This window comes from Burkholderia plantarii (assembly GCF_001411805.1).
GTDB lineage: Bacteria > Pseudomonadota > Gammaproteobacteria > Burkholderiales > Burkholderiaceae > Burkholderia > Burkholderia plantarii.
Genome location: NZ_CP007213.1, coordinates 32,836 through 48,004 on the forward strand (window position 1 = coordinate 32,836; position 15,169 = coordinate 48,004).

The 15,169-nt window shown below is 66.4% G+C and carries 8 protein-coding genes; 3 read left to right on the forward strand and 5 right to left on the reverse strand.

What is annotated here, in order from left to right:
* Positions 1 to 14 precede the first annotated feature (14 nt).
* The gene (locus bpln_RS17960) at positions 15 to 6,341 is read left to right on the forward strand and encodes an AAA domain-containing protein (RefSeq protein WP_055141117.1); all 6,327 of its coding nucleotides are present in this window, start codon (positions 15 to 17) and stop codon (positions 6,339 to 6,341) included.
* Complete coding sequence (locus bpln_RS17965; protein ID WP_055139585.1) at positions 6,338 to 7,684, forward strand: hypothetical protein; 1,347 nt, start codon at positions 6,338 to 6,340, stop codon at positions 7,682 to 7,684. The genes bpln_RS17960 and bpln_RS17965 overlap by 4 nt, the downstream gene beginning before the upstream one ends.
* Positions 7,685 to 7,751: 67 nt before the next feature.
* On the opposite strand, the gene bpln_RS34140 is transcribed toward bpln_RS17965, so the two are convergent.
* Positions 7,752 to 8,501, reverse strand: coding sequence for a lysozyme inhibitor LprI family protein (locus bpln_RS34140; protein ID WP_082465340.1), 750 nt, complete (start codon positions 8,499 to 8,501; stop codon positions 7,752 to 7,754).
* A gap of 329 nt (positions 8,502 to 8,830) precedes the next feature.
* Entirely contained in the window at positions 8,831 to 9,145 is a 315-nt protein-coding gene (locus tag bpln_RS35695) for a hypothetical protein (protein WP_148654075.1), read from the reverse strand.
* Positions 9,146 to 9,431: 286 nt separating this feature from the next.
* On the opposite strand from bpln_RS35695, the gene aspT reads away from it, so the two are divergent.
* Positions 9,432 to 11,129 (forward strand): aspartate-alanine antiporter, encoded by a 1,698-nt coding sequence (aspT, locus tag bpln_RS17970; RefSeq protein WP_055139586.1) that lies wholly within the window; start codon positions 9,432 to 9,434, stop codon positions 11,127 to 11,129.
* Positions 11,130 to 11,147: 18 nt separating this feature from the next.
* On the opposite strand, the gene bpln_RS17975 is transcribed toward aspT, so the two are convergent.
* The 3 genes from bpln_RS17975 to bpln_RS17985 form a co-directional block, all read right to left on the reverse strand.
* Positions 11,148 to 12,056 carry a LysR family transcriptional regulator gene (locus bpln_RS17975; RefSeq protein ID WP_042626826.1) on the reverse strand — a complete coding sequence of 303 codons (909 nt, stop codon included), beginning with the start codon at positions 12,054 to 12,056 and terminating at the stop codon, positions 11,148 to 11,150.
* Positions 12,057 to 12,164: 108 nt separating this feature from the next.
* Positions 12,165 to 14,240: a 2Fe-2S iron-sulfur cluster-binding protein gene (locus bpln_RS17980; RefSeq protein ID WP_055139587.1), complete on the reverse strand. Its 2,076-nt coding sequence runs from the start codon at positions 14,238 to 14,240 to the stop codon at positions 12,165 to 12,167.
* A gap of 57 nt (positions 14,241 to 14,297) precedes the next feature.
* Complete coding sequence (locus bpln_RS17985; protein ID WP_055139588.1) at positions 14,298 to 14,909, reverse strand: glutathione S-transferase family protein; 612 nt, start codon at positions 14,907 to 14,909, stop codon at positions 14,298 to 14,300.
* Positions 14,910 to 15,169 lie beyond the last annotated feature (260 nt).

The window sequence follows — 15,169 nt, forward strand, 5'->3', positions numbered from 1 at the left end:
AGGAAATGTCAGCCATGATGCGTTTTTGTCCAAATTGCCGGACCGAGCGGCCGGTCAACGAATGGTTCTGCGGCGGCACGGTCGATGGTGCCGCCTGCGGCTGGGATCTGTCGAGCCTACCGATCAGGGCGCCCGGATGGCGCCCGCAGGATGTGATCACGGCCGACGAGGTCGTTAACCAGCAGGTGGCGCCTGGCGAATCCGGCGCCGCGGCCAGCGCGCAGCGGTCCTGCCTGAATGGCCATCTAATGAACGACGGCGACTTGATTTGCCTCGAATGCGGCGCGGATTTAACCGTGCAGACCGACGCGCGGCGGCCAGATAACGGCGTTGGTGATAACCACGGTTTGGGGCATTCCACTGCGACAGAGCCTCCCCCGGATCCGGCCGAGGAGACGCGGATCGATGGTTGGCGATTGCTACGTCAGATTTCGAGTACGGACGGTGTGCGTGAGCGTTATATCGCGCAGCATGACGAGACCGGCCGGCAGGCGGTTCTGACGCTGTACCGGCCTGGGGCGGAACCGGACCCGGCAATTTACGACGTGGTACGCCGCCTGTCGCGTGAGCATGTACCGGAAATCATCGCCACTGGACGCTGGGATCAACGCGCCTACGAAGTCGCTGAAGAACTGAGCGGCGGGACGCTGGCGGATCTGGGCATGGCGGTACGTGACGTCGCGACGATCCGGCATGTGGTCGACGAGCTCGGCCAAGCCCTGCAGGCGTTTTCGGATGTCGGCCTGCGGCATCGCGATCTGAGACCGGGCACGTTGCTGGTGCGTAGCCATGAACCGCTGGACCTCGTGATCAGCGGCTTCGGCTCGGCACGGCTGTCCGAATTCGATCTCGACATCGTCTCACCGCTCGAAACGACACGCTACATGGCGCCCGAGGCCATCGCGGGTGGTGTTGCCGCGGCGTCCGACTGGTGGAGCCTCGGCATGATCCTGCTCGAACAGCTTACCGACGGTCGCTGCTTCGAGGGCATCAACCCGCGTGCCTTCCTGATTCATGTGCTGGCCAACGGCGTCACGTTGCCGGACGATCTGGATCCATCGCTTCACCTGCTGCTGCGTGGCCTGCTGGCACGCGACCGGCATCAACGCTGGCAATGGTCGCAAGTCAAGGCGTGGCTTGACGGCAAGCCGGTGGATGCACCGGTGGCGACGGGCGTCGATTCCGACGACGGCGAGGGGGCCAGTATTGCGTTAGGGGCGCGGCAATATCGCAGGCCGGCTCTCTTTGCGCTCGCTGCGGCGGAGCGCGAGAACTGGGATGCGGCCCGCGATCACTTGAATCGCGGTGTCGTGCTGACGTGGACGGAGCAGGCCGGTATCGGGGCAAAAGCGCTAGCCGGCCTCCGCCAGATCATGCAGCTCGACGGGATCGACGACGATTGTCGTCTAATGATCGCGCTCAAGCTGTTGAATCCCGACATGCCGCTCATTCTGCGCGGCGACATCGTCACACCCGGCTGGCTGCTGCAAAACCCGCTGGAAGGCTATGACCTGATTACCGGGCCGATACCCACGTTCCTCGAGCGGCTGGGGACGGAAAGCTGGCTGTCGCGACTACGCTCGCGGGCCGAGGAGGTACGACACCGGGCCGGCCATCTTGGTGTCGAACTGGACGAGGACATGGTGCGCATCGCGCTGCTGTCCACCTCGCGTGCCCAATTGGCGGCACAGTGGGAGGCGCGGCGCCTGTTATTGCCGGATTCGGATCATCATGGCCTGCTGTCGTTGTCCGAACGCCGCATCCTCAGTGAGGAGGATCTTATCGTCCTGCTGAGCGCGGCCATTTCCCAATTCCGCTCGGTCGATGAAATCCTTGAACAGGCCGCCACCATCGCTGAACGCGAGCAGATCCTGGCATTCGATCGCCAGGCGGCCCAGGTCGCCCTCGCGCTGCCGCGCGTCGAGCTGTTTCGCTCCGTTGACGACCGGATTGCCGGATTTGCGCGCACGGGCAATTCGACAGTCGATGCATGGGCAGAGCAATTTCGTCTCGAACGCCGCCTGCCGCTGCACGAAGTAGTCGTACTGTTGTCGGTGCCTGCAGAGCAGTGGCTGGAACCACAGAAGCAGCAGTATGTGTCGCAGATTCTCGATTTCTTCGAGAAGAAGGTTGCCACCACCGTCTTGCGCGGTCCACTGGTTCGCATGACCATCGGCAAGACCACGGGCAGGATCGATCTCAACGAATTGAACGGCGAGCGATTCGCCAGTGCCGCGTTGCTCGATCACCTGCTTCAGCGCAACGTGCAGACGGTGTCGGTAGACCCGGCCGTGTTTGGCGCGAGCGGGACGCTGGAAGGTCGACTGAACACGCTGTATCGACAGACCTCGCTCTACAAGCGCGATACCGGAATCGACGGGCTCTATCTGGGTTTCCCGTTCGTGCTTTGCAAGGATCACCGCAGCACGACGCGTCCCCGTATTGCTCCCGTCCTGTTGTGGCCGGTCAGGCTGCTGATGGAGCTCGGCACCCGTGGACAGGTTGCGATGGCCTTCGACGGCGAGCGAGAGGAGGTCCGCCTGAATCCGGCGCTCGAGGGCCTGTTCGGACGCGAAGCGGTCAAGGCATGGCGTGTCGCGGCTGATGAAGTACTCGGCCGTTCCGCGCTGAAGGCTGGCGATGTCGTCGATGCCTTTGGCCTGCTGGCCGAGGTGGCGAGCCGCAAGCTTGGCGCGTTGCCGCCGCCGACCATCGACCTGCCGGTTGGCACGATGCGCATTGCTTGTGCCGGCGTGCTCTTCCATGTCGATTTCGCCGGGCAGGCCATTGGAGAAGACCTGCGTCAGCTCAAGCAATTGTCGCCCTCGGGTACGGCGCTGGAATCGATGTTGAGGCTCAAGGACAAGTCGGCCTACGATGCGCCCGAAGCGGCCGCGACGGAGCTCGACCGATTCCTGACGGTGGCGAGCGATCCGTCTCAGGAAACGGCAATTCTGCAGGCGCGGCAGGGGCCGGGATTGCTGGTTGAGGGGCCTCCTGGTACCGGCAAGAGCCAGACGATCGTCAACATGGTTGCCGACGCGATCGGACGGGGCCGCAGCCTGTTGATCGTGTGTCAGAAGCATGCGGCGCTGGAGGTCGTGCGCAAGCGCCTGGTCGCGGAAGGGCTGGGTGATCGTATCGTGATGGTCAATGACGTCAACAAGGACCGCGAGCCGACTATCCGGGCCGTCCGCGAGCAACTGGATGCGATTTTTCGCGGCACGGCGCTCGATCATGGCGTGATCCGTCAGCGCGAACGCATGGCCGCGAGGATCGAGATGCTGGAGGGGGAACTGGATCGCCAGCACATGGCGCTTCATCGCGTCGACGAGTCGACCGGCCTTAGCTATCGGGCATTGCTCGCCGAGCTGATTCGGCTTGAGGCCGGCACGCCGCCTGTCAGCGTGCCGCAGCTGCGCACGTCGCTGGCCGCGCTCGATATATCTGCGTTGACGACGCTGGAGGAACACTGCGCACCCTTGGCGCGTTACTGGCTGCCGGCGAAATTCGAGGGTAGCGCTTTGGCTCAATTGGCCTCGTTCTCGACGGACGCGGATACGATCGAGGCGTTCCGTTCGCGGTTCGCGGATTTTTGTGAGGCGGAGCGGCTGCGCACCGAGACACTCGCTGCCCACCCTGCCCGCTTCGAAGTGGACGACCCCGCACCTTATCGGAAGTGGCTCGATACCAATGCCGGCCGTCTTGTTGCGCTGGACGACGTTCAACGCAAGCGGCTTGCGCAATGGCTGCCGTTATTTCGTCCGGCCGATCAGGCCGACGCGGAAGGCCACCGGCATCATGCGTCGCTCAGTGGACTCCATCGCGATCTGCTGGCGGTCGATACCCGCGGTTTCGACGTCACGCTGTCAGATGCCGTCGCGAGCACGTCAGATCCGGAGCTCGACCGACTCGAAAGCCAGGCGGCACTCGCGACGCGCGCGCCGTCCTTGTTGAGTCGTCTGAATCCCGCCACCTACCTGCGACGCGGGCGCCTGATGAAATTCGTCGCCGGTTGCGGCGCACCCGCGACGGACGAGACGCTGCGCAAACTGCTGGCTGCCGCGCGGCTCGAGCAGGTCTGGCGCCCGTTGCGTCAAACGTTGAACACGATCAGTCGGGCATTGCATCTCGATGTGGTCGACCCTGCATGTGGCCCGGCGCTTGCCGATGCCTGCCTTACCCGCTTGCGCCAGTTCGAGGAAATTCGCGAGCTCGCGCAGCATCTCGCGATCGCGCCACGCGGCGACGAATTCGATTCGGCTGTGATGACGGGGGATCGGGCACCGGTTGAGCAGTTGCTCGACGGTTTCGAGGCGGCGTTCATCCGCCACAACGCACGCCAACACAGTCTTCAGGCGCTGAGGCTGATCGAGGAGTGGTGCTCGGCAGAACTCGTCGCGGCCTGTCGTCAGGCGATCAGCGACAACGTCAGCTACCAGGCGCCGCTGAATCGGGTTAGCGATGCCTTGCCGACATTGGCCGCCTATCAGCAGTTCCGTACTCGGGCGAGGCATGTCACGGCCGAAGCACTAGGCGTGTTTGCCATCCTGCGTGACCGCGAGGATGCGCTTGCTCGTCTGCCGCTTGATCATCTCGACGAGGCGGTGCGGCGGCTGATCAATCGCGAGGCTCGGCTCGGCTGGAAGCGGCGCATGGAGCAGGATAACCCCGAGTTGCTGCTCGACCAAAGCGAGACCACCTCGAAAATCGATGCGCTGGCGGCGGCCGACGAGGAAATGCGGCGCCTGAATCGCGAGATGCTGCGCAATGGCATCGACCGCGGCAAGTTGAGTTCGGCACGAGATTGGGAGGACGTCACGCGTTTGACGGGGCGGCGCTCCCGGCGTCTGCGCGAATTCATCGAGCTCGGCAGCGGGCTGGGCCTGATGACATTGCGTCCGGTCTGGCTGATGAATCCCGATGTGGCCAGCCGCGTGCTGCCACTGAAGTCGGGCTTGTTTGATTCCGTCGTCTATGACGAAGCCTCCCAGATGCCCGTCGAGTATGCGATTCCGACGCTGTTTCGCGGCAATCTGTCGGTCGTCAGCGGCGACGAGAAGCAGATGCCTCCGACGGCGTTCTTTGCAAGCCGAACAGATAGCGACGAGACGGAGATCTTCGACGGCGAGCAGCCTGACGACACGGCAACCGAAGACGAGCGCGAGCGCTTCGAGGACACCTGGAATCGACGTGAAATCAAGGATTGCCCCGATCTGCTGCAACTGGCGCGTAGCGCGTTGCCGGTATCGACGCTGCAGATCCACTATCGTTCGGCGTATCGCGAACTGATCGGTTATTCGAACGCGGCGTTCTACGAGAACAACCTCAGCGTGCCGGTTCGTCATCCCGATGCCACGGTGCGCGAGGTCAAGCCGCTCGAGCTCATTCAGGTAAATGGTCTCTATGAACAGCAGACCAACGGCGACGAAGCGGATCGCGTTGTCGACTATCTGGCGCAGCTCTGGCAACAGTCTTACGCACAGCGGCCTTCGGTCGGCGTGGTGACGTTCAATCGCAAGCAGGCCGACCTTATCCTCGAACGCCTGGCGTTGCGGGCGGAAACCGATGAAGCGTTTCGCGACGCCTATCGTGAAGAACTGGATCGCACCGATCGCGGCGAGGATATGGCCGTATTCGTGAAGAATGTCGAGAACGTGCAGGGTGACGAGCGTGACACGATCGTCTTTTCCACGACCTTCGGCCGTAACGGTCAGGGCACGTTCCGTCGCTTCTTCGGCGTACTTGGTCAGAGTGGCGGTGAGCGACGTCTGAACGTGGCCGTCACGCGCGCCCGCCACAAGATCGTGCTCGTTACCTCGATGCCGATCCGTGAGATTTCCGACATGCTCGCCACGCAGCGCAAGCCGGCGATTCCGCGTGACTATCTTCAGGGCTATATGGAGTACGCCCGCGCCATGTCGAACGGCGAGTTGCCGGCCGGTCGGGCCTTGCTGGGCCGCATGAGCAGCGAACGGGCGCACGCGAAATTAAGACAAACGGATGCCTCCGACGGCTTCGCGAGCGAGGTGCTTACCTATCTCGAAGGGCTCGGCTTGACGCCGGTACCCGCGCAGGAAGGCGACGCTTTCGGGCTTGATTTCGCAATCGCGAACCCCGAGACCGGTCTGTACGCCATTGGCATCGAGTGCGATGCGCCGCGCCATCCTTTGCTCGAACATGCACGAGCACGGGAGATCTGGCGTCCGTCCGTGCTGGGACGGGCCATCCCGAAGCTGCATCGTGTCTCGTCGCAAGCCTGGTATCACGAACCCGATGCGGAGAAGGCCCGCCTGAAGAGTGCCGTGGAGTTTGCCCTGACCCAAGAGGATGCGGCATGAGCGGCCCGAAAGTGGTGCGTATCGTGACGCGTGAGGAAATCATCGCGATCTGCGAGGGACATCTGCAACGGCTTGATCAGGCCATTGCGATGTGGATCGCCGAGGGGCGGCGTACCGGCATGTTGTCGGACGAGGAGATCGCAGCGACCCGGGCACGCCAGAAGACGCTGACCGCATTGCTTGCCGCCGATGCATTCATGGACTTGCAGAAGAAGGTGCCCGACGAGATAGGTTTCCTTAAGGCAGATCTCGCGCGGCGCCAGCAGGCGGCGGTGGAGCAGGCCGAACAGGCAATGAAGCGTCGGCGGCAGGGACGGCATGGTGCCGCGACGTTGCTCGATGCGATGGATGCGAAAGGTATCGAGATCCCGGCCGAAGTTCGCGGACAACTCGATCGCTTGCGTTCGGGAGAGGTGCTCGACAATGCCGATGCCATGCTCGCAAAAGGGTTTGCGCTACTGGTGCCCCGCCGGACGCCGATGCTCAGCGAAGCACAGCGGACACTGGCGGATCGCTTGATGCCAACTGAGGCCGCGACGGATTTTCAGGCCTGGAAAGCCGCACAATTGGCGCAGGCCCGCGATCCGGCGATCGATCGTCTCGACCGGCAAATCGGTGAGGCGCGGGTGTTTTTGGATGCGTCCGCGGTCGAGGGCTTTGCGTCGCGGCTCGACGTCCTGGAGGATGAGGCGAACGTTGCGCGCAAAAGCCTGTTGCTCGACAGCCTGATCCTCGATCTGTCGAGCGCTGTCGAAGCGGCTCGCTCGCGGCGCGCGGCGCTGGCCGTATTGGAGGAACTGACGGCGGAGATTCGCGCGCACGATGCGGCGGACGCAGTAGCCTTTGTCGAACGTGCTCGACAGTGTGATCTAGCCACTGCCCCCGACGTCATCGCCGAACTGACCGGAGCCGGTCAGGATCTGATCGCGCGGATGCGACAGCAGCAGGCCGCGGCTGCGCGGCGTAACGCAATTCTTAACGGCCTCGCGCGACTCGGCTACGAAGTCCACGACGGTATGAGCACCGCATGGGCGAAGGATGGCCGCGTGGTCGTCAAGAAATCTTCGCTGCCCGGCTATGGCGTTGAAGTGGGGGGGCAAGCGCAAGTTGGCCGCTTGCAGGTCCGGGCGGTCTCCTTGACCGCGAATCGCGACGTTGCACGTGACAAGGACGTGGAGACACTCTGGTGCGGCGAGTTTGGCCGATTGCAGGCTTTGTTGGCAGAGCATGGCGACGATCTGTTGATCGAACGCGCGATGGGCGTCGGCGAAGTGCCGCTCAAGGTCGTTGCCGATATGGACGACAGGTACGACGCGGGGTCAGCCAGCCGGGCGATGGATTGAATCGGTGCAAGGAAAGGTAGCCCGGCCGTGATAGTTACCACGCGCCGGACCCTTGATAATGAGCGATTTAATTGCTCTTTTCCGGAACTAACGGTTGGGAGCCGAGCGAATCCGTGAACTGGCCGATACGCTCACCATATGCGTGGCGCAGGCAGTTCAGATCCTGACCGCATTGATGTCGTGCGGCGACCCAGTCCGATTCCGATTGACGAAGCGTTTCCGGATCGGAAATGGTGCGTAGCGCGGCCGAATATAACTGAGCGAGCCTCCGGTCCATTGCCGCCAGACCGGGGTCGTGGCAGATAGCCGACTCGTCGCCCTGTGATGCACGTGAACAGTCGAAACTGGTCGCGAACGTCGGATCTGGAACAGCACCGGTAGCAGGCGCCTCGGGGGCGTCATTACTTGTCGTGGATATTTCAGGAGATCGGTGGTCCGTGTCTGCCATATGGGACTCGGATGGCGCCGATGTCTGAACTTCGGGCGCCGGCGTGTCGCGGCTTTCCGATACGGTCGGAGCAGGAGTCGTTTGCGCGGTGGCGCGCTCCTCGCTGTTCGCCTCGTTCCGAATTGGCGAGGATTGCACCGGTTCGACGTCTGAATTGAACAGGCGGTTGACAAGCAGGCCAACCAGGAAAATGCCAATTCCGCACAACAAAATCTTGCTCGCCCGTCCGAAGTTTCTGGTGTCGGGCGCGTTATTCTTATAGCCGGTCTTGAATCGCCGATCGACCTTGCGCGTGTCCATAAAACCGCTAATTCCGATCAACGATGCGAGCGCACCGATTCCGATCAGACTATTGCCCAGCATCGTCATGTGATTCCCCGTGGCAAAACTGCGGATGAGTTTGCCGTTGCTTGATATATTTTATTCGCGCTTCCTGCGCGGATGATACCTGAGTCAATCGATACGATGTCGATGTTTGTGCGTGATATCAGGAGCGCCGCTCAAGCGCTTTCCTTTTTTGCACTTGCGGTATCACATTGCCATTGAATTTCATTCTCTGGTCATTTGTGCTTGTGCGGAGACAGGGGTGTGATGTCCTGTGCGTTCATTGCCGCGGTTCTCTTTCGACAGTTATCGCAGTTACTGATCGCGTACTGGTCCTCGTGGAGGGGGCGGTAGCCATGGTCCGAATCGGGCTGCTATGGTGTCGGACCATAGCGGCAGGAGATGCGACGTAGAGTTGTGGCCATGAGGCCGGACCGTGATGTCGGCTTGTGATCGAGCCCCGCTTCCAGCGTTTCCTTGCCGAGGATCGCCGACAGGCCAAAAAAACCGATCTTTTTTTGCAGGAGTTGACCTGCACGATTGAACGATTCGTTCGATTGCCAAATGCTATCGATTGCGAAGGCGGCGTCACGAATCGATGGCCCAACGCCGGCTCGCTCCGACATTGCCCCGCATTTCGACATGATCCGCCGGGTGCCCGGCGCCCCGGTTTTGTTCCAAGTCAGCACTGCAAACCAAAGTCGAATGCCGTGCCCTCGCCTGGCCGGCGCGTCCGGCTTGACACGCCTCTTGCCGCTGTTATGGAATGAACAAGGCACGCCGGACCGCCGGCACCGCAAAAGGCGGGCGACGCGCGGCAGGCCGAGGCATCGGCATGACGGCCGCGAACCTCGACCCGCATCCGCGGTGTCGCCAACCGGCTTCGTGATGGACGCGATGGTTCCGCCCGGGCAGGCGCCGGCCCGGCACGCTGGCCATTCGAAAAACACAAATGCTCAACACGGACCTCGACGAATGGCCAATCTCTCCAATCTGCTGATCGCCCACCCCGAAATCGCGCTGTTCGCGAGCCTCGCGCTCGGCCACCTGATCGGCTCGGTGCGGCTCGGGCCGCTTTCGCTCGGCGGCGTGTGCGGCACGCTGATCGTCGCGCTGCTGCTCGGCCAGACCGGCGCGCGGCTCACGCCGGACCTCAAGAACATCGCGTTCGCGCTGTTCATCTTCGCGCTCGGCTTCACGGGCGGCCCGCAGTTCTTCGCCAACGTCGGCCGCGGCTGGCGCTACGGGGCGCTGTCGCTGATCGAGGTGCTGACGGTGCTCGCGCTGGTGCTCGGCGCGGCGTGGTGGCTGCGGCTCGACGCCGGCACGGCGGCCGGGCTGCTGGCCGGCGCAGCGACCGAATCGGCGGTGATCGGTACGGCCTCCGAAGCGATCTCGCGGCTCGGCCTGGCCGCGCCCGACATCACTCGCCTGCAGGCGAACATCGCCACGGCCTACAGCGTCAGCTACCTGTTCGGCCTCGTCACGATCGTGCTGTTCACGAGCCAGCTCGCGCCGCTGCTGCTGCGCGTCGACCTGCGGGCCGAGGCGCTGCGCGTCTGGCGCAAGCTCGGCGGCGACGGCGCGCTCGCCGACGGCCAGTGGCCGGCCGCGCCGGGGCTGGTCGGGCGCGCGTTCCGGGTAGGCGCGCAGGCCCGCGTGGCGGGCGCGACGGTCGGGGAACTGGAGGCGCGCCATGGCGGCAACCTGACCATCGAACAGGTGCTGCGCGGCGGCGAGCGGCTGGCCGCGCATCCCGGCTTCGTGCTCGCGGCGGACGACGTGGTGCTGGTGGCGGGGCGCCGCGACGCGGTGGTGGCGGCGGCGCCGCTGATCGGCGAGGAAGTGGCGGGCGACGGCTTCGGCGTGCTGTACTCGCAGCGCGTGGACGTGGTGCTCACGCGCCGCGAGGCCGACGGGCTCACGCTGCGCGAAGTGCGCGCGCGGGCCGAGCCGGATCAGGCGCGCGGCGTGTACGTGGAGGCGGTGTCGCGCATGGACGCGACGATTCCCGCGCTGCCCGGCACAGAGCTGCGGCGCGGCGACGTGCTCACGCTGATCGGCGCGCCCACCGACGTGGCGCGCGGCGCCAGCGCGCTCGGCTACGTGGTGCGCGCCACCCAGAAGACCGATTTCGTCTATCTCGCGCTGGGCGTGATCGCCGGCATGGCGATCGGGCGGCTCGGCGTGCGGCTCGGCGACGTGTCGATCGCGCTCGGCACGGGCGGCGGCTGCCTGCTGTCGGGCCTGCTGTTCGGCTGGCTGCGCGCGCGCACGCCGCGCTTCGGCGCGCTGCCGTCGGCGGCCGCGCAGATCCTCAAGGACTTCGGGCTCGCCACGTTCATCGCGGCGGTGGGCCTGTCGGCCGGCCCGGACGCGATCCGGCTGGTGCGCGAGTTCGGGCTCGCGCTGCCGCTGGTGGGTATCGCGATGGTGCTGGTGCCGGGGCTGCTGTCGCTGTGGATCGGGCGCAAATGGCTCAAGCTCGACACGCCGATGCTGCTCGGCGCGATCGCGGGCCAGCAGTGCAGCACGCCGGCCATCAGCACGCTGGTGGGCGTGACCGGCAACGCGACGCCCGTGATCGGCTACACGATCACCTATGCGATCTCGAACGTGTTGCTGCCGCTGATGGGGCCGGTCGTGGTCGGCCTGGTGGCGAAGCTGGTCTGACGCGGCGGCGCGGCCGGCTCACGCGCCGTTCCAGACCGCCGCCCTGGCGCGCAGCGTCTCCACGGCCAGGTCGACGAACGCGCGCACCTTCTGGTTCACGTAGCGGCCCTCGCGATGCACGACGTGGACCGGCAGCGCCTCCACCTCGTAGTCGGCCAGCAGCACGCGCAGCCGGCCCGTCGTGATCCCCTCCGCGACCTGGTACGCGAGCAATTGCGCGATGCCGAGGCCGCCGAGCGCGGCGGCGACGGCCGCGTCGTTGGTGGTGGTGGTCAGGCGTGGTTGCACCGGCCACGCCTGCGTGCGGCCGCCGAGGCGAAACCGCCACTCCGGCGCCGAGGTGAGCCCGGTCGAATGGACCAGCGTGTGCCCGGCGAGATCCTCGGGGCGGCGCGGCTCGCCGTGCGCGTCGAGATAGTCGGGCGCGGCGCACACCACGCAGCGCACCCTGCCGACCGGGATCGCCTGCAGCGAGGAGTTCGGCAGCTCGCCGATCCGCACGCCCACGTCCACGCCCTCGTCGACGAGGTTGACGATCCGGTCGAGGAACCAGCAATCGAGATTCACGGCCGGGTAGCGCGCCAGATAGTCCTGCACGATCGGCACCAGATAGTTCTTGCCGAACAGCACCGGCGCGGTGATCGTCAGCTGGCCGCGCGGCGTGGCGTTGACGCTGGCCGCCGACGCCTCGGCGATCTCGATCTCGGCGAGGATCCGCCGGCTGTCCTCGAAGAACCGCGCGCCGGCCTCGGTCACGCGCACCACGCGCGTGGTGCGCGTGAGCAGCCGCACGCCGAGGTGCCGTTCGAGTTCGGTCACCACGCGCGTGATCACCGAGGGCGAGACGTTGAGCTTGCGCGCGGCGGACGCGAAGCCCTCGGTCTCGACCACGGCGACGAAGACGGTCATTGCCTGATGCCTGTCCATGTCCGGATAGCGATGGGAAAGAAGGGAATCGGAAGGAGCGCGGCCGTGGCGGCCGGCTGGCCGTAAACATAGCAGCATCGGCGCGCGGCGCGCCGCCGGCGGCCCCGCTCAAAGGTCGAGCAGCAGCCGTTCGCCGCCGCCCGACGCGGGGCTCGCGGGCACCGCGCAGCAGATCAGCGCCTCGCCGTCGGGGACCGGGAAGCCGGGCGGCTCGGCATAGGCGACGGCGCCCTCGACGACGCGCGCGCGGCAGCTGCCGCAGCTGCCGCCGCGGCAGCCGTATTCCGGCGTGAGCCCGCGCGCCTCGGCCAGCTCCAGCAGCGAGCCGCCGCCCGGCTGCCAGCGTGCCTCCTTGCCCGACTTCACGAACGCCACCGGCGTCGGCCGGTCGGCCGGCACACGCGCCGGGGCGGCGCCGGCCGCCGGCGCGGGCTGCCGGCGCTGGAGCCCGGACGGGCCGAACGCCTCCGCGTGGATGCGGTCGTCGGCGACGTTCAGGTCGCGCAGGCCGTCGTACATCGATTGCATGAACGCGGCCGGCCCGCACAGGTAGAAGTCGTAGTCGTTGAACGGCAGCACCTCGGTCAGCAGCGCCACGTCGATGCGCCCGCTCACGTCGAAATCGGCGCCGTGCCGCGCGCCCGCGGTGTCGGTCAGCGCGCGCACCACCGTGACCGCGCCGCTGGTGGTGGCGGCCAGCGCCGCGATCTCGTCGCCGAACGCGCGCTCGGCCAGCGAACGCGCCGAATGGAAGAACCAGGTCGGGCGCACGCGCCGCTTGCGCAGGCCCTCGTACACCACGTGCCGCAGCATCGCCAGCATCGGCGTGACGCCGACGCCCACCGCGAGCAGCACGGCGGGCCGGCGCTGGGCCGCGTCGATGGTGAACTGCCCGGCCGGCGCGCGCGCCTCGATCACGCTGCCGGCGCGCAGCGTGTCGTGCAGGTGCGACGACACCAGGCCGTCGCGCTTCACGCTGATCCGGTAGACGTCGTCGGACGGCGCGCTCGACAGCGTATAGGTGCGCAGCAGCGGCCGGTCCTGGCCGGGCGGCGTGACGCGGACCGGCAGGTGCTGCCCGGCGGCATGCGGCACGCGCCCGGCACCGTCGAGCGGCTCGAGATGGAACGAGCGGATCGTGGCGCTCTCGTCCACCACGCGCGCGACCCGGAACGGCCGCCAGGCGTCGGCCAGCTCGGCGGCCTTCAGGCGGGCGGCGGCCTCGTCCCAACTGCCCGTCATCAGCGAGTTCGGCGACCAGCCCTCGTCGCGAAACCGCCAGCGCAGCGGCATCGCGTCGGGCCGCAGCAGCACGCGGCGCGGCGTGAAGCGCCAGAGCCGCTCGGCGCCCTGGAACGCGGCGATCTCGGCCGAGTCGAGATCGACCTCGGCCTCGCCCGTCATCTGCAGCATGTCGCCGGTGGCGAAATCGACGAACACCAGCCCCGCGCGCGGATTGACGAGGAAGTTGCCGAGCGTGGCGAAGAACAGGTTGCCGGCGAAATCGGGCACGGTCAGGCGGCCGTCCGCGCCGATCCGCACGAAGCCGGCCTTGCCGCCGCGATGCGAGACGTCGACCTGCCGCGCGCCGCCGTCGCCCACATACGAGGCGACGAAAAACGTGTCGGCCGCTTCGATCATCGCGCGGGCGCGCCCGGTCAGGCCGTCGAGTTCCTGCACGGGCTGATCCGTGTAAATGCCAGGATCGCGGACGAATGCGAAATCGCGTAGCTGGATGTACTGCGGGCAGTTGCCGAACGACTGCGCGACCGCCACCTCGAAGCCCCGCGCCGAGCGGCGTTCGATCCGGCCGTTCACGCGGTTGCGGCGCCGCGTGTGCAGCTCGATGCCGAGCAGGCCGAGCGCCGCGCCGTCGCGCAGCCCGGCCGAGACGGGGTCGCGCGGGTCGCTGCCGGCCTCGATCCGCAGGGTCCGGTCGTCCGGCGCCTGCATGAAGCCCGGCTGGCCGGCGAGGAAGCTCGCCCACACGTCGCCGCGGCCGTCCACGCTGCCGGTCGCGATGAACGGCAGCTGCGCGTAGAACGCGCGGTGCTGCTCCGGCAGGTGGTCGCGCACGAAGCGCCGGCCGACGTCGTCCATCCGCGCCGCCACGCCGGCCTTTTCCTGCAGCGCCAGCTCGCCCGCGTGCCACGGCGACGATGCAACGAGGGAAGTCGTGTTCATGATCTGCTCCAGTGGAAACGGGCCGGCTTGATGATGCAGCGATGCCGCCCCGAAGGGTCAGGCGGCCAGGCCGACCGGCGTCTTGCGGAATTCGACGAAGCCGGGCAGCGCCTCGATGCGGCGCAGCCAGGCGTTGACGTTCGGATAGAACGACAGGTCGACGTTGCCTTCCGGCGCGCGCGCGACATAGCCGTACAGCGCGACGTCGGCGAGCGTCGGCTTCGTGTCGGCCAGGTAGTCGCGGCCCGCGAGCGCGGCGTCGATCAGCTTGAGGATGCCGTGGGCGCGCGCGATCACTTCCTCGGCATTGTGCTTCGAGCCGAACACGGTGATGAGCCGCGCGGCGGCCGGGCCGAACGCGATCTCGCCGGCGGCCACCGACAGCCAGCGCTGCACGGCGGCCTCGGCTTCCGGCGTTTGCGGCAGCCACTGCGAGCCGCCGTGCTTGCGCGCGAGGTAGACGAGGATCGCGTTCGAATCGGCGATCACGGTCTCGCCGTCGACCAGCACCGGTACCTGGCCGAACGGATTGAGCTTCAGGAACTGCGGCGACTTGTGCGCGGCGGCGGCCAGGTCGACCTCGATCGCGTCGTGCTCGAGGCCGAGCAGCGACAGGAACAGACGCACGCGATGCGAGTGGCCGGACAGCGGGTGGTGATAGAACTTCATGGCATTTCTCCTCGGGTCGGTGTGATCGGACATCCGGATCACGATGAGCCCGAGTCTAGGGACGCGGCCGTCGCCGGAGAATCCCGCGCGAGCCGAATGGATTATTCTCGAAACGAGAATGGCGGGCGCCGAGGCCCGTGGGGCGGGCCTGCGCGCGCGGTGGCGCGGGGCGGGGAAGCGAGGGGAAACGCCTGGCGAGGGACCGGAGGGCGTGGGGATCGCGCGCGAGCGGGCATGCCAGACCGCATATGAAACGGCGA

Coding starts and splice junctions, on each gene's coding strand:
- bpln_RS17960 (WP_055141117.1), top strand. CDS start 15: ATGATGCGTTTTTGTCCAAATTGCCGGACCGAGCGGCCGGTCAACGAA.
- bpln_RS17965 (WP_055139585.1), top strand. CDS start 6,338: ATGAGCGGCCCGAAAGTGGTGCGTATCGTGACGCGTGAGGAAATCATC.
- bpln_RS34140 (WP_082465340.1), bottom strand. CDS start 8,501: ATGACGATGCTGGGCAATAGTCTGATCGGAATCGGTGCGCTCGCATCG.
- aspT (WP_055139586.1), top strand. CDS start 9,432: ATGGCCAATCTCTCCAATCTGCTGATCGCCCACCCCGAAATCGCGCTG.
- bpln_RS17975 (WP_042626826.1), bottom strand. CDS start 12,056: ATGGACAGGCATCAGGCAATGACCGTCTTCGTCGCCGTGGTCGAGACC.
- bpln_RS17980 (WP_055139587.1), bottom strand. CDS start 14,240: ATGAACACGACTTCCCTCGTTGCATCGTCGCCGTGGCACGCGGGCGAG.
- bpln_RS17985 (WP_055139588.1), bottom strand. CDS start 14,909: ATGAAGTTCTATCACCACCCGCTGTCCGGCCACTCGCATCGCGTGCGT.